Here is a 22,031-nt window from a genome sequence, read left to right as displayed (position 1 = left end):
GATGAACGCAGTCGCCATCGGGCCTTTCGTCTTCGCACCCGACCGCTTCGCCGCGATCCTCGCCATCGCCGCCTTTCTCCTGCTGAGCGAGATCCTCGCCCGCAAGGTCGATCAGCGCTTTTCGTCCTGGGCCTGGGGCGCGACCGTCGCTTTCGTGGTCGGCGCGCGCGTCGGGCACGTCATCCAGCACGCGAGCAGTTTCCTCGCCGAGCCGCTGCGCGTATTCTACATGTGGCAGGGCGGCTTCATGATCGAAGCCGGCATTGCGCTGGCGTTCGCCTACACGTTCTTTCGCTTCCGGCGCGAATTGCGGCTCACATTGTGGACGGCCCTGCCGAGCGCCGCTGCGGCCTATGTCGCGTTCTTCGTACTGCAGCTCAGCGCCGGCGTGCCGGCGACACCGCTGCCGACCGGAGACATCTACCGCACGCTGGCCGGAGAACGGTTCAATCCAAGTGAACTCGAAGGTCAACCTGTGGTCATCAACCTGTGGGCGACGTGGTGCCCGCCCTGCCGCCGTGAAATGCCGATGATGGCGGACGTTGCCGCAAATACGGACGCTGCCGAACTTGTCTTCGTCAACCAAGGTGAAGGCCAGGAGATCATTCAGCGCTACCTCACAGCCGAGAATCTTGAGCTTGAGCATGTGGTGCTCGACGGACTCGGTGAGTTCGGTCGTCATTACGAGGTACCGGGCCTGCCGGCTACGTTGTTCCTCAAGAGCGACGGGACGCTGCAATCGGTACACATGGGCGAGATCTCAAGAGAAGCCCTCGTGAGCGGCATTCAAGGTCTCGAATAGCCGCCGCAGGTCCGGCACGGCTGGCTTTTGCTGACGACCGTGACGAAGCTGCGACCATCCTCATGATGTTTTGTCATGCAATCCTCATTGAGCCTGCCATTCTCGGACGCTATTGGGCAAGGCAACAGGTCTTAGGGCCTTTGATCGAGACGAGCCTTAATTGTCTCCATCTGCTCGATCTCGCTGCGCTGGGCTGCGATGATTTCTTCGCAAAGCGTCAGCAATTCAGCATCGCGCAGGTCTGCTTCCCGGCACATGAGGATCGCGCCCGAGTGGTGCGGGATCATCGAATCGATGAACTGCCCGTCACCGATCAGGGTTTGGCTTCGTGTGGCTGCGAATGAGGCGATCGTCAAGACGAGGAAGACGGCGTAGAGGGTGATATTGAGCCCTTTTCGCGGAAACATGCCGGGCATCGTTGCCAGCATGAAGATGCCCATCGGCGCCCACATGGTCACGGCCATGTAGAACATGTTGAGATTGTTTCGGAAATCTTGAAATCCGTCGATCATCGAGAACATGACGACGTACATGACGATCAGGCCGAGCGCCATGTTGATCCAGAACATCAGGTAGGGACGTCCTTCGCCGTGATCGGCGTGTTCGTGCTTGCCATTATGGGACGATTGGGTCATCTCGTGGCTCCTTGGTTTTCGCTTAATGTCCGAGACCGATGCCCATGGGCTTGAGTAGCATCCAGATCGCCATTCCGACCATCATCAGGTTCTCCGTCAGCGAGACGAAGCCGAGCGGAACGTTGCTGTCACCGCCAACGCAGGCGCATTTGAGTTCGCGCTTGTCGATATAGACCGCCTTGAAGACCGATACGGCTCCGACAGTGCCGATGAAGAGGGCAACGGGGATCGACAGCCACATCAGCGCGCCGGCCATCATCAGGATGCCCGCCAGCGCTTCGGCGAACGGATAGACGTAGGAGTAGCGCACCCAGCGCTGGGCGAACAGATCGTAGTTGAGGAACATGGTAGCGAAGCTTTCCACGTCCTTGAGCTTCTGCAGGGCGAGCAGACACATGGCGATGGCAATGAACCATTCTGCCGCCGCAACGGTCGCAAGGGTACCGAACGCGGCCCAACTCGTCGCTAGCGCCATCAACGCAGCCATCGCGAACAACGCGATCACCGGCGTATAGGTGGTGGCGTCCTTGTCCTTTACCTCCTTGCCGAAGAAGGCGAGAAGATCGTCGTAGCCGCCGATGCGATTGCCGCCGATAAAGGTCTGCGGTGTGGTGTCGACGCCGTGCGTTTTCTTGAAAGCATCGATCTCGGCGCGCGACGTCAGCTCATGATCGTTGACCTCGTAGCCCTGCCGTTTCAGGAGGTCGAGCGATTTGAGACCGTAGGGACAGGTATGTTCGTGGGTCACCATCCTGTGCAGGTCGGCGCGTTTTGCGGTGGAAGTGGCCATGTCGTCAGTCCTTCGATTTCAGAGTTTTGCTTTTGCGAACACCTCGACCAACTCGCTGAATTTGCGGCGTTGCGCGTCCGCATCACCTGCCGCTATCGCTTCCTCGACACAGCAAGCGGCGTGGGTCTTGAGGATTTCGGTCTCGACCTTGGCCAGCGCCGCCTTGATGGCGTGGATCTGATGCAGGATATCGATGCAGTAACGGTCATCGGCCACCATCTGGCTGACCCCTCGCACCTGTCCTTCGATTCGCTTGAGCCTCGCGCGGAGGGCTTTGTTGTCCTTCTGGCACATGGCCGTAAAATACCCCGTATGGGTATATTTAAGGTTCGAGAGCCATCTTGGTTCCCTCCGATCAAAAAATCTCGCCGGCGCTTTCTGTCTGCTTTGCACCATTGTCGCGATCATCAGTGGGGTTGACCTTCCAATGGTTGGAACCCTCATCTTGGAGGGCCAAACGAAGGAGATGGACATGAAGATCAGAGCCGAGAATCTGATCGCCGCAGTTGGAGAGCTTCGGGTCGGGTTGCTTGCGGTCAGGGATCTGGCCGATACGCTGTTATCCCTGGTCGAGGCCCGCGGACGCATCACCATTTTCGAAACAGGGTTCCAGACGTGGTTCAGCGTCCACGCGAGCCGTTTGCCTTGACCGAAGGCGCACCGATGGGGCGCTTGTCGCCTTCGCGGTGGCAACCGTCCTCGTGCTGATGACCGGCAAAGGAAAAGGGCGGAATTGATCCGCCCTTCACCGTCTCATTGGCTGCGCTTGGCCAGCCATTCCTGCATCTGCGCGATTTCCGCCTCCTGGGCGGAGATGACCTCCTCAGCAAGTGCTCGCACCTCGGGGTCTGATCCGTGTTCGAGAACGACACGAGCCATGTCGATGGCGCCCTGGTGATGGGGGATCATGCCGCGCATGAAATCCTCATCCGCATCGCCCGTAAACTCGATCGCCATATCGGCATGCATCTTGTCGTTGACTTGCTGGTAGGCGCGAATGACAGGGTTATCCGAAGGCGCGGTGGCGCCGTGTCCGGCATGTTCGCCGTGATTCATGGTCGCTCCTTGGCCTTGCTCGTCCATCTGAGACTGTGCGTAGGCGAGTCCGCCAGCAATGACGAACGCGCCGGCAATGAAGATCGGGGTGAGCTTGTTCATGACACAGCTCCTGGTCAGTTTACAGTTGCAGGATAGCCGGCTTCTTCGAGAACCTGCTGAATAGCCCCCGCACTAGCAGTCGTCTCAACCTTGACCGCCCGCGCCTCCGGATTCGTCTCCACCCTGGCGGTGGGGTCGACTGACTGGATCGCCTTGGTGACGGATTTTGCGCAGCCACCGCAGGTCATGTTCTCGATTCTGAGTTCCATGAGAATTCTCCTTGTTTGGTCTCACGTTGCCAAATGTGGGGCTTCCAACCATGGGAAGGTCAATGGCGATTTTTCTCTGTTTGTCCTCTTGACCTTCCCATGGTTGGAAACCCCATCTTCTGTCCGAACTGGAATTTCGGGACAAAAAAGGAGGCGGCTATGAATGCCCCCGTTCGAGCAACAGACCTGTCTGGAACGATATCACTCCCCATTGAGGGGATGACCTGTGCATCCTGCGTAGGTCGTGTCGAAAGAGCCCTCAAGGCCGTGCCTGGCGTCGCCGATGCGGTCGTCAATCTGGCGACCGAAAAGGCGAGCATCACCACGAACGCTGCGGTCGATCCTGCCACTCTCGTCAAGGCCGTGGAGGATGTAGGCTATGAGGTTGCGGCAAGCTTCTCCGCGCCGACGGCAGCCTCGCTTGAAGTGGCGATCGAGGGCATGACCTGCGCATCCTGCGTGGGACGCGTCGAAAAGGCGCTCAAGGCCGTACCCGGCGTCACTAATGCCGTCGTCAACCTCGCGACCGAGAAGGCCACGATCCAGGGCAGCGCCGATGCGGCGGATTTGGTGGCTGCCATCGAGGGCGCGGGATACGACGCCAGGGTGATCGCCACGGCGGCAGGAACCAGCCAGGGCGAGACGGATGATCGTACCGAAAAGAAGGAAGCGGAACGTCGTGAACTGACCCGCGATTTCACCATCGCGGCGGTGCTGACGGTGCCTGTCTTCATCCTGGAGATGGGCTCACACGTCATTCCGGGCATGCATGACCTGATCGCTTCAACCATCGGCATGCAGACGAACTGGTATATCCAGTTCGTGTTGACGACCATCGTCCTGTTCGTTCCGGGTATCCGCTTTTACGACAAGGGGCTGCCCGCCCTGTGGCGGCTCGCCCCCGACATGAACTCGCTGGTCGCGGTCGGCACGCTCGCCGCCTATGGCTATTCGCTGGTCGCGACCTTCGCGCCCGGTTTCCTGCCTGCCGGAACGGTGAACGTCTATTTCGAGGCTGCCGCCGTCATCGTGACGCTGATCCTGCTCGGCCGTTTGCTGGAGGCTCGTGCCAAGGGACGCACCTCCGAGGCGATCAAGCGTCTCGTCGGCCTTCAGGCCAAGATGGCGCGCGTGCGCAGGGACGGCAAGACGATCGAACTGCCGATCGACGCCGTGCTGTCGGGAGACATCGTCGAGGTTCGTCCCGGCGATCGCATCCCGGTGGATGGCGAGGTCATCGAAGGCCAGAGCTATGTCGACGAATCGATGATCACGGGCGAACCGATCCCGGTGTCCAAAACGAATGGCAGCGAGGTCGTGGCCGGAACGGTGAACCAGAAGGGCGCCTTTGCCATCCGTGCGACGGCGGTCGGCGGCAACACGGTGCTGTCGCAGATCATCCGCATGGTCGAGGAAGCGCAAGGCTCAAAGCTACCGATCCAGGCGCTGGTCGACAAGGTCACGATGTATTTTGTGCCGGCGGTGTTTGCGGTAGCGATCCTCACCTTCGCCGCATGGATGTGGTTCGGCCCGTCGCCCGCGCTGACCTTCGCTCTGGTCAATGCCGTCGCCGTCCTGATCATCGCCTGCCCCTGCGCCATGGGTCTGGCGACGCCGACCTCGATCATGGTGGGCACGGGCCGCGGTGCGGAACTGGGCGTGCTCTTCCGCAAGGGCGAAGCGTTGCAGCTGCTCAAGGACGCCAGGGTCGTCGCCGTCGACAAGACGGGCACACTGACCGAAGGCAAGCCTGCGCTCACCGATCTGGAACTGACCATCGGATTCAACCGGGCAAATGTCCTCGGTTTGGTTGCGGCCGTCGAAGCGAAGTCGGAGCATCCGATCGCCCGTGCGATCGTGGATGCGGCCGCCGGGGAGGACATCCCGCTGCCGGCCGTGTCGGACTTCGAGTCGGTGACGGGTTTCGGCGTCAAGGCCATGGTCGGCGGCAGCCAAGTCGAAATTGGCGCTGACCGCTACATGGCAGACCTCGGCCACGACGTAGCTGCCTTCGCCAAGATTGCCGAACGTCTCGGCAATGAGGGCAAGTCACCGCTCTATGCCGCCATCGACGGCAAGCTCGCGGCGATTATCGCCGTGGCCGATCCGATCAAGGAGACGACGCCCGCAGCGATCAAGGCGCTGCACGATCTCGGCCTCAAGGTCGCGATGATCACCGGCGACAATGCCCGCACGGCAAAAGCCATCGCGGCTCGGCTGGGGATCGACGAGGTGGTGGCGGAAGTGCTGCCGGACGGCAAGGTCGACGCTGTACGCCGCCTCAAAGCCCAGCATGGCAAGGTCGCTTTCGTCGGCGATGGCATCAACGACGCTCCGGCGCTGGCCGAAGCGGATGTGGGCCTTGCCATCGGCACGGGTACGGACATTGCCATCGAGGCAGCCGACGTGGTGCTGATGTCGGGCAGCCTGCAAGGCGTGCCGAACGCGATCGCACTGTCCAAGGCGACGATCGGCAACATCCGGCAGAACCTGTTCTGGGCCTTTGCCTACAACACGGCTCTGATCCCCGTTGCCGCCGGTCTGCTCTATCCGGCCTACGGCATCCTGCTGTCGCCGGTCTTTGCCGCCGGCGCGATGGCCCTGTCGAGCGTCTTCGTCCTCGGCAACGCGCTGAGGCTCAAGACCTTCCGCGCGCCCGCGCAGGCGGAAAGCGGCGCAGTCCGGCCCCGTCAGCCTGAACTTGCGCCTGCGGAATGAGAAACAGGCGAGCCTGCTTCGGCAGGCTCGCCACATGTAAAGGAATGAAGCGATGACCAATACGGGAACTCCGTCAGTGGTGCTGTATACCACGCCAACCTGCCCCGATTGCCATGCCGTCAAGCGATGGCTTGCTGACCAGGGTGTCCCATTCGAAGAGCGTGACCTGTCAGATCCGCAGATCGCCGAAGAGGCGAAAGCGCGGACCGGCGTGCGCGTTGCCCCGATCACGATTGTCAACGAACAGGTCTTCTATGGCACCTTTGCTGACCAGAAACCTCGTCTGGCGGAAGCCCTGTCATCGGGCGCCGCCTGAGGGAGATTGTCATGGGAAGACAAATCGAAATTCGGCAGGCGGGGCGCATCATCGACGTGCCGGATGGCCGAACCATTCTGGAGAGAGCGCTAGAAGAAGGGATCGCATATCCTCATGGATGCCGTTCGGGCCGCTGCGGCTCGTGCAAGTCCCGACTGGTCAGCGGCGAGGTCGATCTTCTGCCGCACACGCGCTTTGCCCTGACGGACGATGAGCGGTCTCAGGGACTGATCCTTGCATGCCGCGCGCAGCCGCTCACGGATTGCACGGTCGCATGGCTCGATGAGGAGGAAGAACAGCTTGATCTTCCCGTCCGCACCTATCGCACGCGGGTTGTCGCGATCGATGACGCAACCCACGACATCCGGCAAATCAGGCTGGAGGTCGAAACGGGAGAGGCCGTCGCGTTCAAGGCGGGCCAGTATGCGCAGGTGACGTTCGATGGCGTTCCGGCGCGCGACTATTCGATGGCGAACCAGCCGGGTCGAGACCATCTCGAATTCCACATCAGGCATGTGCCCGGTGGAGCGACGAGCGAACACGTCGCCAGGTCACTCAAGGTCGGCGACGAGGTTTCGGTTCGCGGGCCGCTCGGCAGTTCGTTTCTGCGCGAACAGCATACGGGTCCAATTCTGGCGGTCGCCGGCGGATCGGGACTGGCGCCGATCAAGTCGATTGTCGAAACGGCGCTGGCAAGCGGCCTGCGGCAGCCGATCCATCTCTATTTCGGGGCACGGACGGAACGTGATCTCTATCTCGTCGATCATTTCAGTCTTCTGGCGAGCACCTACGACAACCTCACCTTCATGCCCGTGCTTTCGGAGGTGAGCCGATCCGATCACTTCCGAACCGGCCTGGTAACGGATGCGATCGTGAGTGACGTGCAGGACCTCAATGGCTGGAAGGCATATATGGCCGGACCGCCTGCCATGATCGATGCTTCCGGCATCATGCTTCGCGAACTGGGCTTGCGCGGCGAGGACATACATGCGGACGTGTTTTTTACGCCCGAAGAAGCGCCTACATAAGTCGAAGAAAGGAACCAGCGATGAACATCGGTAAAGCAGCGGCGGCATCAGGCGTCTCGGCGAAGATGATCCGCTACTACGAATCGATCGGATTGATCGCGGAAGCGTCGCGGACGGATAGCGGATACCGGGATTACTCCGATAAGGACGTGCATACGTTGCGTTTTATCAGGCGTGCGCGCGATCTCGGTTTCTCGGTCGAGAAAATGACGGAACTGCTTGCGCTCTGGCGAGACCGAGACCGGGCGAGCGCGGACGTCAAGCGCGTGGCGCTCGAGCATGTCGAAGAACTTGAACGGAAGGCGCGTGAACTCAGGGAGATGAGCATGACGCTCAAGCACCTTGCCGAGAACTGCCGGGGCAATGCCCGGCCGGACTGCCCGATCATCGATGAGTTGGCGACGACTGATGACCCTGAGACCAGCCCCACACACACCCGCGATCGTTCCGGCGCGACAGGGAACAGGTTCGAGCACACGAGGCCCGTCGTGTCGGCGAAGGCGGAAAGAAGCGGTCACGGTGCCAGGGAGCAATAGCCATGACGCTTGCCGGCGAAATCCTGCACCTGTTCAAACGGGCATGTTCGGACGGCGACATGGAAGTTGCCGAGAAGCTATTGCAGGCTCTTGAACTGATTGATGCGCGAGGGCTCGGCGTCGCAGCTTCGCACAAGCCGTTGTCTCAAGCTTATCTGGCTATCGGAGAACTTCCTGTGCCTCCGAAAAAATGTCAGCGGCATCACTAGGACATCATCCGTTCAATGAGGCCCAAGGATGGATGAGCCGGAAACGGGACGGGTCAATGCCGACTTCGCAGGTCAACAACTGCCCGCGTAGGCGGGACTCCGAAACTCAGCGGCGGCGGGAGACCTCCTCCTGATATCCGCGCTCTCGTTCCGGCCAAGTACTCTTAATAAAAGCGAGGACAGCCCGGATCTCGCCGTCGCTCAGGGCATCGGCAAAACCAGGCATGTCGCTCTCATAGCTCCCTCCGACGATGGCCGCTGTACCCTCCTTGACGATGCGGAACAGCATCTCATCGGCATGGTGCCAGGTGTGGCCGCTCTCGTCGTGCGGCGGTGCGGGCAGCCGACCGGAGGGAGGCGGCGAGCGCCAGTCCGGCTGCCCTTCGAGATTCGCACCGTGGCAAGACGCGCATTGATCCGCATAGACTTGTCGGCCCTGCTCGACGACCTCCGCTGATGCCGCAGCGATGGATTCGGAACGGGCGTAATGCCACCCAGCCAATGTCGCCACGATCGCACCTGCGAGGAGCGACCCTGCCCAGAATGTATTTAGGAGCTTCTTTCGCATGGCACGCATGTTCAGTAACGAGGAATTGCAACGCACGAGATGGCAAGGAGGATTTGCCAGTGGTGCGACACCATTTGCAATAGACATTCCGGTGAGTAGTACCTATCGTTCCAGTATGTTTGCGCGCGTTGTCTCCATGCTTGCCATAATCGGCGTCGCCGTCATGACGATGGCATTCTCCGCGCACGCGGCACGAATGAGCATACCGCCGGAACAGGCTGTGCATGTGGGCGAGATTACAAACTCTGCAGCCGGCATTGAGCCTGCATGCACCAGCAAACACTGCGGATCGGCAGACATGGATGCGGGAACCTGTGAACTGGTTTGTGCAGGTTTTTCAATCTTTCTCGTATCACCGAGCGGTGGTTCTGGAAACCAATACACGTCAACCGCCTATGTTCTGCCGCCTGATGCCAGCATTCCCGGTCGGGCGCTCGGACTGAACGAACGCCCTCCGAAGATCCGTCTCCTCTGATCGCGCCCGGGCATTCGGCCCGCGGCCTTCCGACAGCTTTGAGGAACGGGACTGCGGTCCCGAGGAGACGACCATGAATACCCTTTCACGACGCGGCTTTCTCGCCGCTGGCGCGGCCATGCTGGCCTACGCTCAGGTGCCCCGGATGGCGGCAGCGCAGGACGCCACGCCGCTATCGCTTCGCGCCGCCAGCCGCACGCTCGACATCGACGGACGCGCCGCCACTGTCTGGGGCCTTGCCGGGCCATCCGGACAGGGCCTGACACTCGATCCCGGCATGCCGTTCCGGGTGGATCTAACGAACGAACTCGACACCGCCACACTGATCCACTGGCACGGCCAGATCCCGCCCAATGCGCAGGATGGCGTGCCCGACATGCCCTTGCCGATGCTCGCCCCCGGCGAGACTCGCGCCTATGACTTCGCACCGCTGCCCGGCACCTATTGGATGCACGCGCATGTTCCGCTGCACGAGATGCGCCTTCTGGCCGCGCCCCTGATCGTGCGCAGCGCCGAGGATGTCGCCGCTGACCGGCAGGAGGTGGTACTGTTTCTGCATGATTTCTCATTCAAGGCACCCGAAGAGGTGATGGCGGAGATCAAGTCCGGCCATGGTGCCACGGGCAATCACGGAAGCGGCACAGGCACAGGCACGGGCGGAATGTCAGGTATGAACCACGGCGCGATGGGAAACATGCCGATGACTGGCATGGATCACGGCGCCAAGGGCGGCATGATGGGAATGGGGACCATGGACGGCATGACGATGGACCTCAACGACTACGACTGGGACGCCTATCTTGCCAATGATCGTACGCTCTCGGACCCGGAAGTGGTGCAGGTCGAGCGCGGCGGGCGTATCCGCCTGCGGGTCATCAACGCCGCTGCGGCGACGGTGTTCTGGCTCGACACCGGCGAAGCGCAGGCCCGGCTCGTCGCGGTTGATGGCCATGCCGTTCAGCCGCTCTCCGGCACGAGGTTCGGTCTGGCCATGGGCCAACGGCTCGACCTTGAGATCGACCTGCCTTCGGAGGGCGGTGCCTGGCCGATCCTCGCGCTGCGAGAAGGCGCGCGGGAGCGCACCGGTCTGATCCTTGCCACTCCGGGCGCCGAGATACGGCACATTGATGCTTTGGCAGAGACCGAAGCACCGGCCTTTGACACCGACCTTGCGCAGGAGACGCGCCTGATCGCTTCCGAATCCTTGCCGGAGCGGCCGGTGGACCGCAGCCACATGGTGATGCTGGGCGGCTCGATGCAGCCCTATGTGTGGACGATCAACGGTGCCGTCTGGGGCCAGCATCGCCCGGTTACCGCGAGGCGCGGCGAACGGATCGTGCTGTCCTTCCACAATATGTCGATGATGGGTCACCCGATGCATCTCCACGGCCATGTGTTCCAGGTCGTCGGGCTGAATGGACGTGCGGTCACGGGCGCGCAGCGGGACACGGTGTATGTGCCGCCGATGTCGATGGTCGACGTGGCACTCGATGCCGGAGAAGCCGCGCGCTGGATGCTGCATTGCCATCACATGCCGCATCTTGAAACAGGCATGATGACCGAATTCGCGGTCAGCGCATAGGCAGCGTGCTGGCAGGAGGACGCCGGCACCGGCGTCCTCCTGTGCAACAAGGAGGTGAACCCTATGTCAATGTCTCACGGCGGTCATGCCGGCCACATGCCGGCGAGTGGTGATCGCAAAGCGCTCGTCATTTCGGGCTGGCTTACCGGCCTTTACTTCATCGTGGAACTCGGGATCGGCATCTGGACGGGCTCAGTCGCCGTCATGTCGGATGCCTTCCACACCTTCTCGGCCGTGGGCGGCGTGCTCATTGCGCTGGTCGCCATGCGTCTGGGTGAGCGAAAATCCAGCCCCTCGCGCACCTTCGGCTACATTCGGGCGGAGATCCTGGGGGCCCTCTTCAACGGCCTCTTCCTCGTCGCCATGGCTCTCTACGTGCTGTGGATGGGCGCGATGCGCCTCATGGAGCCCATCGAACTGGCCACGACGCCGATGTTGATCGCCGCAGCGGGCGGCATCGCCAACGAGCTTGTCGCGCTCTGGCTCATGTACGAGCGCCAGAAGGACAACCTGAATATGCGGGGTGCGTATTGGCACATCCTGCAGACCTTCGTCGGCAGCTTCCTCATCATCGTCTCGGCGCTGGTGATCCGATTCACGGGCTTTGTGGCCATCGATCCGCTGCTTGGCATGGCCTTCGGACTGCTGCTGCTCTGGGCTTCCTGGGGTATTATGCGCGAGGCATTGCACATCCTGCTGCAAGGCACGCCCGAAGACCTCGACTTGGAGGCCGCCATCGAGGCCATACGGCAGCTAGAGGGGGTTACCGACGTGCACCACGTCCATGCCTGGAGTCTGACATCCGGGCGCAATGTATTCTCAAGCCACGTCTGCGTTGGGGACTTTCAGGAAGGCGAACGGGTGCTGCGACAAGCAAGCAATCTCCTGCGCGAGCGTTTCAACATCTACTTCTCGACGTTGCAGATCGAGGAATACTGCCTCGACGGCGAGGACTCTGCGGCCGAGATTGACATCATGCAGTCTCAGACGGGGCAAGAACGGACCAGCATCGGAAAGATCCACGACAATCACTGATTGGCAGGAACCCCGGATTCCGATCACCTCTTGACCTTCCAACGGTTGGAAGGCGCAGAATAGGCGAAGAGCAAGCTTAGGATAAGACGCCGAGGAGGCGTGAAAATGGCCAGCAAGACCGAACACGATCACCAGAATCAGAGTCACGCTCATTCCGCCCAAGGTCATGCGCATGATCACGGGGCCGTCGCGCAGGACGACACGCACAAGGTCAAGGACCCGGTCTGCGGCATGATTGTCGATCCCCACACGGCCCAGCACAAGGCCGAGCATGCGGGCCGGCCCTATTATTTCTGCTCGGCCGGGTGCCGCGCGAAGTTCCTGGCCGAGCCCGAAAGCTATCTCGATCCGGCGGCGGCGGAGGTAGTACCGATTCTCGAGGGGACGGTCTATACCTGCCCGATGCATCCTGAGATCCGGCAGGACGGCCCCGGATCATGCCCGATCTGCGGCATGGCGCTGGAGCCGGTACTGGTCAGCCTTGAGGCCGAGCCCAATGTCGAACTGATCGACATGACACGCCGCTTCTGGATCGGCCTCGTTCTGGCGATCCCGGTGTTCATTCTCGAGATGGGCGGGCATCTGTTCGGGCTGACTCATGCCATCGGGCAGCAGGTCTCGAACTGGCTGCAACTGATCCTCGCAACGCCGGTCGTTCTCTGGGCGGGCTGGCCGTTCTTCCAGCGTGGCTGGCAGTCGCTCGTCAACCGCAGCCTCAACATGTTTACACTGATCGCCATGGGCACGGGAACGGCGTGGATATACAGCGTCGTCGCCACGCTGGCGCCGGGCATCTTCCCAGATGCATTCCGCCAGCATGACGGCTCGGTCGCGGTCTATTTCGAGGCGGCCGCGGTCATCACTGTGCTCGTGCTGCTCGGGCAGGTGTTGGAATTGCGGGCGCGCGAGAGCACCAGCGGCGCGATCCGGGCGCTGCTCGACCTCGCCCCCAAGACCGCCCGGATCATTCGTGACGACGGCACCGAGGAGGAGGTTCAACTCGACACCGTTCGGGTCGGCGACCGCCTGCGGGTGCGTCCCGGCGAGAAGGTGCCGGTCGATGGCGAAGTTCTGGAAGGACGCAGCGCCGTCGATGAATCGATGGTGACTGGCGAGTCGATGCCGGTCACCAAGGAGGTCGGCGCCACCGCCATCGGCGGCACCATGAACCAGTCCGGCGCGCTGGTGATCGAGGCGAAGAAGGTCGGCCGCGACACCATGCTGTCGCAGATCGTCCAGCTCGTCGCCGAGGCGCAGCGTAGTCGCGCGCCGATCCAGCGCCTCGCCGATCAGGTGTCGGGCTGGTTCGTGCCGGCGGTGATCGTGGTCGCAATCCTTGCCTTCATAACCTGGTCGATCTGGGGTCCGGAGCCGCGCTTCTCCTTCGGTCTGATCGCGGCGGTTTCCGTGCTGATCATCGCCTGTCCCTGTGCGCTCGGGCTGGCAACGCCGATGTCGATCATGGTCGGCGTCGGGCGTGGCGCACAGGCGGGCGTGCTGATCAAGAACGCCGAGGCGCTGGAGCATATGGAGAAGGTCGATACCATCATAGTCGACAAGACCGGTACGCTGACCGAGGGACGACCCGCCGTCACCGCAATCGTGCCGGCGCCGGGGTTCACCGAGGACGAGGCTTTGCGGCTTGCCGCCAGCGTGGAGCGGGCCAGCGAGCATCCGCTGGCGCTGGCCATCGTTCGCGCTGCCGAGGAGCGGGGGATCGTGACCGCACCGGTCGCGGATTTCGACTCGCCGACCGGCAAAGGCGCCTACGGCACGGTCGAAGGCAAGCGCATTCCCCTTGGAAATGCCAAGTTCCTAGCCGAGCAAGGCGTTGATGTCGCCCCACTGGCGGATGAGGCCGACCGGCTGCGCGAGGACGGGGCAACCGCGATCTTCATGGGAGTGGACAACCGCATCGCTGCCATCTTCGCCATCGCCGATCCGGTCAAGCCCTCGACGCCCGAGGCGCTTGCCGCGCTGAAGGCGCAGGGAATCCGCGTTGTCATGCTTACGGGTGATAACTGGACCACGGCCAAGGCGGTCGCCCGCCGGCTCGGCATCGACGAGGTCGAGGCCGAGGTCCTGCCCGACCAGAAAAGCGCGGTCGTGCAGCGTCACAAGGCGGCAGGCGAGGTGGTGGCGATGGCAGGCGACGGCGTGAACGACGCACCGGCGCTGGCGGCGGCCGATGTGGGCATCGCCATGGGCACCGGTACCGATGTGGCAATGGAAAGCGCAGGCGTCACATTGCTCAAGGGCGATCTCACGGGCATCGTCCGCGCGCGCCGGCTCTCGGAGGCTGTCATGCGCAACATCCGCCAGAACCTATTCTTCGCCTTCATTTACAACGCGCTCGGCGTGCCGGTGGCGGCCGGGGTGCTCTACCCGTTCTTCGACATCCTGCTGTCGCCGATCATCGCGGCCGCCGCCATGGCGCTGTCGTCGGTGAGCGTCATCGCGAACGCCTCCCGGCTGCGGGTCACGAGATTGTAGGAGGCTGACGTGGGCGAAGGTCCTCCATCTGGAAAAATTGGTGACGATGGTGGCGCCAACAGCCCGGATACCGTCCCATCCTTGCGCTAAGTCAAAGTCTGCGGCGAAGGGGGCCGCTATGAGTATCTTTGCGACGGAAGGGCAGAACAGGCCATGATGCAATGTCATGATGTCGGGCGGGATGATGTGGGGCATCGTTCTTCTGGTGCTCGTGCTCCTTACCGCCGCCGCTTTGATCAAATACGTATTTTTCCGGTGATCCAGCTTTGACGAAGTTGCGGCCCAGATGGAGGAACTGAGATGCAAACCATCCATATGATCAGCAGGCGCTCCTTCCTCGCCAGCGCCACCGCGTTCCCCCTCCTGCTCTCAACGGCGGGAACGGTTCGCTCGGCAGGACTGCCTCTGGTGACCGTCACCAAGGATACGAATTGCGGGTGCTGCGGCGCATGGGTCGAGCATATCGAGGCGGCCGGCTTCCCGGTGAGCGTCGTGGAATCGAGCGAGGTCGAAAGCCTCAAGCAGCGGCTCGGCGTCCCGGCGGCGTTGTACTCCTGCCATACGGCCGAAGTGGACGGCTATGTCATCGAAGGACATGTGCCGGCCGCCGCGCTTCGCCGCCTCCTGGCCGCGCGCCCGCTCGCGACAGGGCTTGCGGTTCCCGGAATGCCCGCCGGCTCCCCCGGCATGGACTTTCCCGGCGTGGTCCCCGAGCCATACGAGGTGTTCCTGTTCGGCCCTTCCGTCCAGAAAACCTTCGGGCGTTTCCGCGGCGCGCGGGAGATCTGAGTGGAACGGTGCTCATGATCCATCCGGTCGCCATCAGTCCGATCCAGAACCGGGCCTGCGGGGCAGACCCTGCCTTTGTCAGGAGCTCTGGTTGCCTGGGCTCGGATACTGACGGCCGCAAGGATGTCATCTGGTGCGTGGCAACTCTCCATCCCGACCTCGACAAAGAAGCCAAGCCATGAGCAGGAGCTCGACTGCGGCTTTCGGATCGAAAGGCGACTGGCTCCGCCAGTTCCTGACAGGCCTGCTGCTGCTTGCGTTCAGCGCTTTTGTTTTCCTGGCAGCGGCGCATGCCAGCCCGGGCACACACGGCTCGTATCAGGATCAGACCGTTGCGGGTGCACAGCATGAGGCCCATTCGAATTACTCCGACGACCGAAGCAAGGCTGCGGACGAACGATGCTGTCACACTGAAACGGCGCCGGACCGCGATTGCGGCCAGCTCTGCACCATTGTTGCCCTGCTACCCGAGGCGCCGCCTGTGATGCCATCCTCGGACGGCGAGCCATTGCTCGGTTTCCAGGCCAGCGATCTGGGCCGAAATCCTTCAGTCCTCCTGACACCACCGCGTCTGACCGCCCCTGCGTAGTGAACGCATCGGCCGGGAGGTGTTCTTCTCGGCACTCAAGCAGCAAACAGTCAGACGAAGCCACGGTAGGCGCGCGTCCAGAAATTAGACGCGGCTCTCCGGTGCCAAAGGATGAACCATGACGTACCGAACAATAGTTGCCCTTTCTGCCAGTCTCTTGATGGGAGTCTCCGGCGCTGCTCTGGCGCAGCAGGCAGAGCATGACGCCCATCACCCTCAGACGCCGCAGGCCCAGGAGGAACGGGCCCCTGCCTCCATGTCCCCTTCAGGACAGATGCCTTCGATGCAGGACATGCCGAAGGAATGCCGGGCCATGATGGAGACCATGCCCCAAGCGTGCATGGACGCCATGCAGCAGATGATGCAGGGCGGCATGATGCACGGTGGGATGGCCGCTCCCCAAGGCGGAGAGTCGGCTCCAGCCGACGCCGATGTCGCCGACTTCACCAAGGCCTATGTCGATGCGATGGAGGAGATGCACGGTCCGATGATGGAGGGCGTCATGGCCGAGGACCCGGACGTCGCTTTCATCCGGGGCATGATCCCGCACCATCAGGGTGCGGTCGACATGGCGAAGATCGTGCAGCGATACGGAGATGACCCGCAGACAAGAGAGTGGGCGTCTCAGATCATTGAAGCACAGGAACGTGAGATCGCCGAAATGCAGGCGTGGCTGGACAGGAATGCCGGCCAGCAGCCTGCCGGCTTGGTCGAGACAGGCGGAACCGTGTACTCCGCCAACGAGGGCGACAATTCGATCAGCGCCATCGAACTCGGCACGGGTTCGGTCGAGACGGTGCAGATCGGAGTCTCACCGCACAATGTCGATCGGACACCGGACGGGAGGCTGTTGCTCGCCGTCGGGAGCGCTGCCTCCGATCACGCTCACGGATCGGATGACCAGGGACATGCCGATGCCGGCAACGGGCTTCTGGTGGTGCTCGATCCGCAGCAGCTGTCACAACCCGTCGGCACTGTAGAAGTCGGTGCGCATCCGGCGCATGTCGTCGCCGATCGTAGCGGCCGCGCCTATGTTTCGCTGTCCGGCGGGAACGAGATTGCGGTCGTTGATCTCGCAGCGGCTTCGGTGATCGAGCACATCACGACCGGAGCCTATCCGCACGGGCTGCGCCTCAACCCGGATGAGAGCGAGCTCTATGTGGCCAATGTCGAGGACGGCTCGGTCTCCGTCATCGACACGCAGGAGCTGACCGAGGTTGCGCGCATTCCGGTGGGCGCAGCGCCTGTTCAGGTCGGGTTCACGCCCTCGGGCGATCAGGTCTACGTCTCTCTTCGAGACGAGAACCGGGTGGCCGTCATCGACACCGCATCCCGCGAGGTGACGAACAGGATCGACGTCGGGCCGAACCCGATCCAGATGTTCGCCACCCCGGATGGAGCCTACGTCTATGTGGCCAATCAGGGCACCGAGGCGGAACCGAACGACACGGTCTCCGTGATCGAGATTGAGTCCGGAAACGTGATCGAGACGATCACCACCGGGAGCGGCGCCCACGGCGTCTCGGCATCGGCTGACGGGGCATTCGTGTTCGTAACGAACATTGCCGATGACAGCGTTTCGATCATCGACGTGGCGAGCCAGGAAGTGCTCAAGACCGTGCCGGTCGGCGATCGCCCGAACGGCATAGTCTACGCCGGATCGAACCAGTAAGCAGCGCGGCGCCGGAGCGAAACAGCTCTGGCGCCAGACTTGAGAATTGAGAATAGCTATTGGCGTCGATGAGCAGAGCCGGCGTGCATGACGAACTTCGAGGCAGCACGGCATTGGTTGCAGACATCGGAACTGATCTTGTCGCATATGCCGCCCTTTTCGTAAGCGCGTTCACGTCGGCGACCCTCCTACCAGGGTCGTCCGAGGCAGCGCTCCTGACTCTTCTAACAATGGGACAGGCCAACCTCGTCACCCTAGTGGGCGTCGCAACGGCAGGAAATGTGCTCGGCTCCTTGGTGAACTGGGCGCTGGGCAGGTTCCTCTCAGGGTTTCGAGACCATCGCTGGTTTCCGATTGACGACAGGTCATTTAGCCGTGCATCAGATTGGTACGGACGTTATGGCGTGTGGTCTCTACTCTTGTCCTGGCTGCCGATTATCGGCGATCCGCTGACAGTTGTGGCAGGAGCACTGCGAGTTGACCTTTCTCGTTTTCTCATATTCGTGTCGATCGGCAAAGCGGCACGCTATCTCTTTGTCGCCGGCGCATTTCTCTGGTGGAGCGGTTCTTGAGTGTACTTGCACGTCGAGTCGAGCTGTTGAGAATGGCGGAGACGAAGGGGCGCAGCCGAGCCGCCACCGCGCCCAGAAGCCTCACGCGGCCGCCGACTGGTCCTTGCGTTCGGCCGGATAGCCTGCCTCGGTTAAGGCGGCGGGGAGTACCTGCTCGTCCACCTTCGTGGTGACCGTCACTTCGCGGGTGGGTGGATTGGTGGTGACATCAGCCGCCGGATCGACGCTCAGAAGCGCGTTGTTGACCCGGCGCGCGCAGCCGCCGCAAGTCATGTCGGGAGCAGTGAATCGGAACATGCGAACTCTCCTCTGTTGGGCGTTCACGGACAAATCTGGTCCTTGCCACGTTGGCAAGGTCAAGGGTCAACGAGGAAAAATGATATCGCGGCCAAGGCGGCCTTGACCTTCCCATTGTTGGAAGCCCCATCTGGGGTGCAATGGATCAGGAAGGAAGCATGTCAAGACGAACCTTGTTCCGGCGAATTTGCTGCTAGGACCGTCTGACCGCCGCCCGTTCCTGCCGCGCCAGGCCGCTCGGCCCGTCCGTGAACGACGAATCTGGTCATGTCATGGCCAGCTAGACCACTGATCGCCATTGCCTGATCGGCGCTTCTCGCATGCAAAATGTGGGCGATGTGCAGCTCATCGGCTTATAGATCAAGTTTCAGCGGATTTGGGAAGCAATTTGTTCTTGACCTTCCAGCCGTTGGAAGGATTAGGGGTCTGCGACACCTGAACGCCCCATGAAAAATAACAGGAACTCCGGATGTCTACGCTCTCCCCCCAAACGCCGAAGCCTCCGGTGGCTTCGTCACCTGCAAGCACGACATTGCCGCTGGCCGTCATTGCGACGGCTCAGCTCATGGTGGTGCTTGACGATACCATCGCGAACATCGCCCTGCCGACACTCCAGAACGAACTCGGAATGTCGGCTGCGAGCCTGCCTTGGGTGATCAACGCCTACGTTCTCGCCTTTGGTGGACTGCTGCTGTTCGGCGGCAGGTTGGGCGATATCTATGGCCGGCGGCGCATGCTGCAGGCGGGCATGGCGATCTTCACCATTGCTTCCCTGTTCGTCGGGCTTGCCCAGGACAGCATGAGCATAATCGCGTCACGCGGTCTACAGGGCGTGGGTGCGGCGCTGACGGCCCCCAATGCTCTTGCCTTGATCGCGACGACCTTCCCCGAAGGCAAGGCGCGCAACGGAGCGATGGCCGTTTACGGAGCAATGTCCGGCCTTGGTATCATCGCCGGGCTGATCCTCGGCGGGCTGCTGACGGGGCTGCTGGGCTGGCGCTGGGCCTTCTTCATCAACATTCCCATCGGCCTGGCTGTGCTGGCGGGGTCAAGAACGCTTGTCGAGGCGGAACTGCACAAAGGCCGCCCGGACTTCACCGGCGCGCTCACCAGCATTGTGGGCATGGCCGCGCTCGTCTATGGGATCACCCGTGGCGGCGAACATGGCTGGACGGACAGCATCACGCTCGCCTCGTTCGCTACCGCCGCGATCCTGCTGCCGCTGTTCCTGATCTTGCAGTCGCGCAGCAAAGACCCGCTTCTGCCGCCACGTCTGTTCAAGGAGCGCAACCGGGCGGGTTCCTACCTCGCCATGCTGCTGCTGGGCTTCGGTCCGATGGGGATGATCTATCTGCTGACGCTCTATTTGCAGCACATCCTCGGCTACAGCCCGATCATGACCGCGCTGGCGTTCCTGCCATTCGGTGCGGGTATTATCGTTGGGGCCATTGTCAGTTCCAAGCTTGTCACGCGGTTTGCGCCGCGCGAGGTGGCAGCGCCCGCCGCACTAATAGGCGGCGCTGCCTTGTTCTGGCTCGCCAATATCGGACAGGAACTCAACTATATGTGGCACTTCATGCCCGCGGCCTTCCTCACCGCTTTCGGTTTCGTGGGGGCCGTGATTGCACTGGCGCTGACCGCCGTCAAAGGCGTGCAGACACAGGAGACGGGCATCGCATCGGCGCTCTTCAACGCCTCGCAACAGATCGGCGTCGCCTTGGGGCTGGCCGTCCTTTCGACCATCGCAGTCTCTGCCACGGCTGGCAGGTTGCCGGGTGCACTCGCCGCCCTCTATCGCGGGCGGGAGACGGGTGACGCCGGGCTAGTGAGATCGGCCAGCGATGCGCTGATCCACGGTTATGGTCTTGCGCTTGCGGGAGCTGGAGCTGCCCTCGTGATTGCCGCAGTCATTGCCGCGGTTCTGGTCAACGCTAAGAGGGGACAGGTTTCTACCGGCACGATCGCTGTCCATTGACAGGATAGTCATTAAGCCTACGGCGCGGTTCCGTGGCGCGCTACCCGCCGTAGGCCTTGCGCAGACGCCTGCTTGGACGAATTGCAAGCGGAGCGGTTGACATACAACATATGAACACATATTCATGTGTTGTATGTCAACCGCATGAGCCCTGAAATGTCCCATTCACACAGCCATGGTCATTCTCATGATGACCATTCCCATGATCACTCCCATGCGCCGACCGTCACGAGCGATAATGAGCGCAAGGTCCTTCTCTCGTTCTTCCTGATCCTCACGTTCATGATCGTGGAGGTGATCGGCGGTCTGATCTCAGGATCGCTGGCGCTGCTCGCCGACGCTGGACATATGCTGAGCGACGCGGCTGCGCTGGCGCTAGCTTATGCCGCCTTTCGGTTCGGACGGCGGGCGGCAGACTCCAAGCGGACCTTTGGCTATCTGCGTTTCGAGGTCCTTGCCGGTTTTATCAACGCAATCACGCTATTCGCGATCGTCGTCTGGATTGTCTATGAAGCCTGGCAGCGCTTTCAGGAACCGCATGTTATCCTCGCGGGTCCGATGCTTGGCGTCGCCATTGCGGGGCTCCTCATCAATATTCTCGTGTTCTGGATTCTGACGCGCGGAGATACCGAGCACGTGAACATCAAGGGTGCCATCCTTCATGTGTTGGGCGACCTCCTCGGCTCTGTGGCAGCGGTTTCAGCCGCCATCGTGATCATGTACACGGGTTGGACGCTGATCGATCCTATCCTCTCGGTGTTTGTCTCCCTGCTGATCCTGCGCGCCGCGTGGAATCTCCTCGGCAAGTCGATACATATCCTGCTTGAAGGTGCGCCAGATAACGCGACGCCCGAGAAGATCGAACGCCATCTTGTCGAGAACATCGCTGGCGTGGCGTCGGTGAGCCACATCCATGTCTGGTCGATCACGTCCGGGCGGACCTTGGCCACCCTACATGTGCGGCCGAAAGCCGATGTCGATGCTCGCTCGGTGATGCGCGCGGTCGAGCGTGAGTTGAAGTCACAGTTTAAGATCGAACATCCGACCATCGCCATCGACTGGAATGACGATGCGGACGCGTGCAGCCTGTCGCAAGCCTCTGCCTTGACGGGGCACGCGCATGGGGATCGACACGACCATGATGGGCATCACCACAACCATGGGCCTGAGCATGTCCACAGCAAGCAGGAGCATGAACGTTGAAGCAAGCCCCGTCCCTGTCGCAGAACGACGTAACCGTACTGGCAGAGACTTTTCGCCTGCTGGGCGATCCTACACGGCTGAGAATTCTGCTCTTTTGCCTGCCGGGTCCAAAGTCCGTCGGCGACATTGTTGAGAGCCTGGGACTGTCGCAGACACTGGTTAGCCACCATTTACGCCTGCTCAGAGGTGCACGGCTCGTCAGGGGGGAGCGTCGGTCAAAGCAGGTTTTCTACGAAGTGGCAGACAGTCACGTGAGCGACATGCTGATCGACATGGCAACCCACATCGACGAGGAGCACTTTGATGACTGACAAACAAGGCTTCTTGGCGATGTGATGCCTGTACCGCTGAAGAGCGGGCCGCTAATGCGTTCGTTGAAG

General features: G+C 61.8%; 25 protein-coding genes. 18 read left to right on the top strand and 7 right to left on the bottom strand.

Going from position 1 to position 22,031, the window contains the following annotated elements; all coding sequences use genetic code 11:
- Position 1 precedes the first annotated feature (1 nt).
- Positions 2-802 (top strand): TlpA disulfide reductase family protein, encoded by an 801-nt coding sequence (locus DKP76_RS16230; protein ID WP_012092689.1) that lies wholly within the window; start codon positions 2-4, stop codon positions 800-802.
- A gap of 131 nt (positions 803-933) precedes the next feature.
- Here DKP76_RS16230 and DKP76_RS16225 read toward each other — a convergent pair whose 3' ends face one another.
- The 3 genes from DKP76_RS16225 to DKP76_RS16215 are packed head-to-tail and all read right to left on the bottom strand — an operon-like array spanning position 934 to position 2,521.
- Positions 934-1,437, bottom strand: a complete 504-nt coding sequence (locus tag DKP76_RS16225; RefSeq protein WP_012092688.1) for a DUF305 domain-containing protein — start codon at positions 1,435-1,437, stop codon at positions 934-936.
- 22 nt (positions 1,438-1,459) lie between these two features.
- On the bottom strand, positions 1,460-2,227 hold the full coding sequence (locus DKP76_RS16220) for a glutaredoxin family protein (protein ID WP_012092687.1): 768 nt from the start codon (positions 2,225-2,227) through the stop codon (positions 1,460-1,462).
- 18 nt (positions 2,228-2,245) lie between these two features.
- Positions 2,246-2,521 (bottom strand): metal-sensitive transcriptional regulator, encoded by a 276-nt coding sequence (locus DKP76_RS16215; protein ID WP_028034411.1) that lies wholly within the window; start codon positions 2,519-2,521, stop codon positions 2,246-2,248.
- 178 nt (positions 2,522-2,699) lie between these two features.
- On the opposite strand from DKP76_RS16215, the gene DKP76_RS19240 reads away from it, so the two are divergent.
- Positions 2,700-2,876, top strand: a complete 177-nt coding sequence (locus tag DKP76_RS19240) for a hypothetical protein (RefSeq protein ID WP_156122387.1) — start codon at positions 2,700-2,702, stop codon at positions 2,874-2,876.
- Between the two features lie 104 nt (positions 2,877-2,980).
- Here DKP76_RS19240 and copM (DKP76_RS16205) read toward each other — a convergent pair whose 3' ends face one another.
- Both copM (DKP76_RS16205) and DKP76_RS16200 read right to left on the bottom strand, forming a co-directional pair.
- Positions 2,981-3,385 (bottom strand): CopM family metallochaperone, encoded by a 405-nt coding sequence (gene copM / locus DKP76_RS16205; protein ID WP_012092685.1) that lies wholly within the window; start codon positions 3,383-3,385, stop codon positions 2,981-2,983.
- Positions 3,386-3,399: 14 nt separating this feature from the next.
- Positions 3,400-3,594 carry a heavy-metal-associated domain-containing protein gene (locus tag DKP76_RS16200; protein WP_012092684.1) on the bottom strand — a complete coding sequence of 65 codons (195 nt, stop codon included), beginning with the start codon at positions 3,592-3,594 and terminating at the stop codon, positions 3,400-3,402.
- A 159-nt stretch (positions 3,595-3,753) separates the two neighbouring features.
- On the opposite strand from DKP76_RS16200, the gene DKP76_RS16195 reads away from it, so the two are divergent.
- The 5 genes from DKP76_RS16195 to DKP76_RS16175 are packed head-to-tail and all read left to right on the top strand — an operon-like array spanning position 3,754 to position 8,401.
- On the top strand, positions 3,754-6,312 hold the full coding sequence (locus DKP76_RS16195; protein WP_109707751.1) for a heavy metal translocating P-type ATPase: 2,559 nt from the start codon (positions 3,754-3,756) through the stop codon (positions 6,310-6,312).
- Between the two features lie 52 nt (positions 6,313-6,364).
- Positions 6,365-6,628 carry a glutaredoxin family protein gene (locus tag DKP76_RS16190; protein WP_012092682.1) on the top strand — a complete coding sequence of 88 codons (264 nt, stop codon included), beginning with the start codon at positions 6,365-6,367 and terminating at the stop codon, positions 6,626-6,628.
- Positions 6,629-6,639: 11 nt separating this feature from the next.
- Complete coding sequence (locus tag DKP76_RS16185) at positions 6,640-7,656, top strand: 2Fe-2S iron-sulfur cluster-binding protein (protein WP_012092681.1); 1,017 nt, start codon at positions 6,640-6,642, stop codon at positions 7,654-7,656.
- A 20-nt stretch (positions 7,657-7,676) separates the two neighbouring features.
- Positions 7,677-8,192, top strand: coding sequence for a Cu(I)-responsive transcriptional regulator (gene cueR / locus DKP76_RS16180; protein WP_012092680.1), 516 nt, complete (start codon positions 7,677-7,679; stop codon positions 8,190-8,192).
- A gap of 2 nt (positions 8,193-8,194) precedes the next feature.
- Positions 8,195-8,401, top strand: coding sequence for a hypothetical protein (locus tag DKP76_RS16175; RefSeq protein ID WP_028034408.1), 207 nt, complete (start codon positions 8,195-8,197; stop codon positions 8,399-8,401).
- Positions 8,402-8,507: 106 nt separating this feature from the next.
- Here DKP76_RS16175 and DKP76_RS16170 read toward each other — a convergent pair whose 3' ends face one another.
- Positions 8,508-8,912, bottom strand: a complete 405-nt coding sequence (locus DKP76_RS16170) for a c-type cytochrome (RefSeq protein ID WP_244471115.1) — start codon at positions 8,910-8,912, stop codon at positions 8,508-8,510.
- A 55-nt stretch (positions 8,913-8,967) separates the two neighbouring features.
- Between DKP76_RS16170 and DKP76_RS16165 the strand changes: the two genes are divergently transcribed.
- From DKP76_RS16165 to DKP76_RS16130, 8 genes are all read left to right on the top strand, one after another.
- Positions 8,968-9,444, top strand: coding sequence for a hypothetical protein (locus tag DKP76_RS16165; protein WP_197057541.1), 477 nt, complete (start codon positions 8,968-8,970; stop codon positions 9,442-9,444).
- Positions 9,445-9,517: 73 nt separating this feature from the next.
- Positions 9,518-11,026, top strand: coding sequence for a multicopper oxidase family protein (locus DKP76_RS16160; protein WP_012092678.1), 1,509 nt, complete (start codon positions 9,518-9,520; stop codon positions 11,024-11,026).
- Positions 11,027-11,089: 63 nt separating this feature from the next.
- Positions 11,090-12,061 (top strand): cation diffusion facilitator family transporter, encoded by a 972-nt coding sequence (locus DKP76_RS16155; protein WP_199224828.1) that lies wholly within the window; start codon positions 11,090-11,092, stop codon positions 12,059-12,061.
- 105 nt (positions 12,062-12,166) lie between these two features.
- Positions 12,167-14,554 (top strand): heavy metal translocating P-type ATPase, encoded by a 2,388-nt coding sequence (locus DKP76_RS16150; RefSeq protein WP_012092676.1) that lies wholly within the window; start codon positions 12,167-12,169, stop codon positions 14,552-14,554.
- Positions 14,555-14,854: 300 nt separating this feature from the next.
- A complete protein-coding gene (locus DKP76_RS16145) occupies positions 14,855-15,343 on the top strand; it encodes a DUF411 domain-containing protein (protein ID WP_012092675.1) in 489 nt (162 codons plus the stop codon).
- Between the two features lie 178 nt (positions 15,344-15,521).
- Positions 15,522-15,932: a hypothetical protein gene (locus DKP76_RS16140; protein ID WP_028034404.1), complete on the top strand. Its 411-nt coding sequence runs from the start codon at positions 15,522-15,524 to the stop codon at positions 15,930-15,932.
- Between the two features lie 313 nt (positions 15,933-16,245).
- On the top strand, positions 16,246-17,604 hold the full coding sequence (gene copM, locus DKP76_RS16135; RefSeq protein WP_231771507.1) for a CopM family metallochaperone: 1,359 nt from the start codon (positions 16,246-16,248) through the stop codon (positions 17,602-17,604).
- A gap of 83 nt (positions 17,605-17,687) precedes the next feature.
- Positions 17,688-18,176: a YqaA family protein gene (locus DKP76_RS16130; RefSeq protein WP_231771508.1), complete on the top strand. Its 489-nt coding sequence runs from the start codon at positions 17,688-17,690 to the stop codon at positions 18,174-18,176.
- An 81-nt stretch (positions 18,177-18,257) separates the two neighbouring features.
- Here DKP76_RS16130 and DKP76_RS16125 read toward each other — a convergent pair whose 3' ends face one another.
- On the bottom strand, positions 18,258-18,473 hold the full coding sequence (locus DKP76_RS16125; RefSeq protein WP_012092671.1) for a heavy-metal-associated domain-containing protein: 216 nt from the start codon (positions 18,471-18,473) through the stop codon (positions 18,258-18,260).
- A gap of 469 nt (positions 18,474-18,942) precedes the next feature.
- Here DKP76_RS16125 and DKP76_RS19655 point away from each other — a divergent pair, with 469 nt between their 5' ends.
- The 3 genes from DKP76_RS19655 to DKP76_RS16110 all read left to right on the top strand — a co-directional run bounded on the left by DKP76_RS19655 (position 18,943) and on the right by DKP76_RS16110 (position 21,962).
- Positions 18,943-20,448: an MFS transporter gene (locus tag DKP76_RS19655; protein WP_012092670.1), complete on the top strand. Its 1,506-nt coding sequence runs from the start codon at positions 18,943-18,945 to the stop codon at positions 20,446-20,448.
- A gap of 156 nt (positions 20,449-20,604) precedes the next feature.
- Positions 20,605-21,651 carry a cation diffusion facilitator family transporter gene (locus DKP76_RS16115; RefSeq protein WP_034658511.1) on the top strand — a complete coding sequence of 349 codons (1,047 nt, stop codon included), beginning with the start codon at positions 20,605-20,607 and terminating at the stop codon, positions 21,649-21,651.
- The gene (locus DKP76_RS16110; RefSeq protein ID WP_012092668.1) at positions 21,648-21,962 is read left to right on the top strand and encodes an ArsR/SmtB family transcription factor; all 315 of its coding nucleotides are present in this window, start codon (positions 21,648-21,650) and stop codon (positions 21,960-21,962) included. Before DKP76_RS16115 ends, DKP76_RS16110 begins: the two co-directional genes overlap by 4 nt.
- Positions 21,963-22,031: the final 69 nt, after the last annotated feature.

This window comes from Falsochrobactrum shanghaiense (assembly GCF_003149535.1).
Taxonomy (GTDB): domain Bacteria; phylum Pseudomonadota; class Alphaproteobacteria; order Rhizobiales; family Rhizobiaceae; genus Brucella; species Brucella shanghaiense.
Note: the sequence above shows the minus strand (reverse complement) of the source record. Positions and strands in the feature narration are given on the sequence as shown.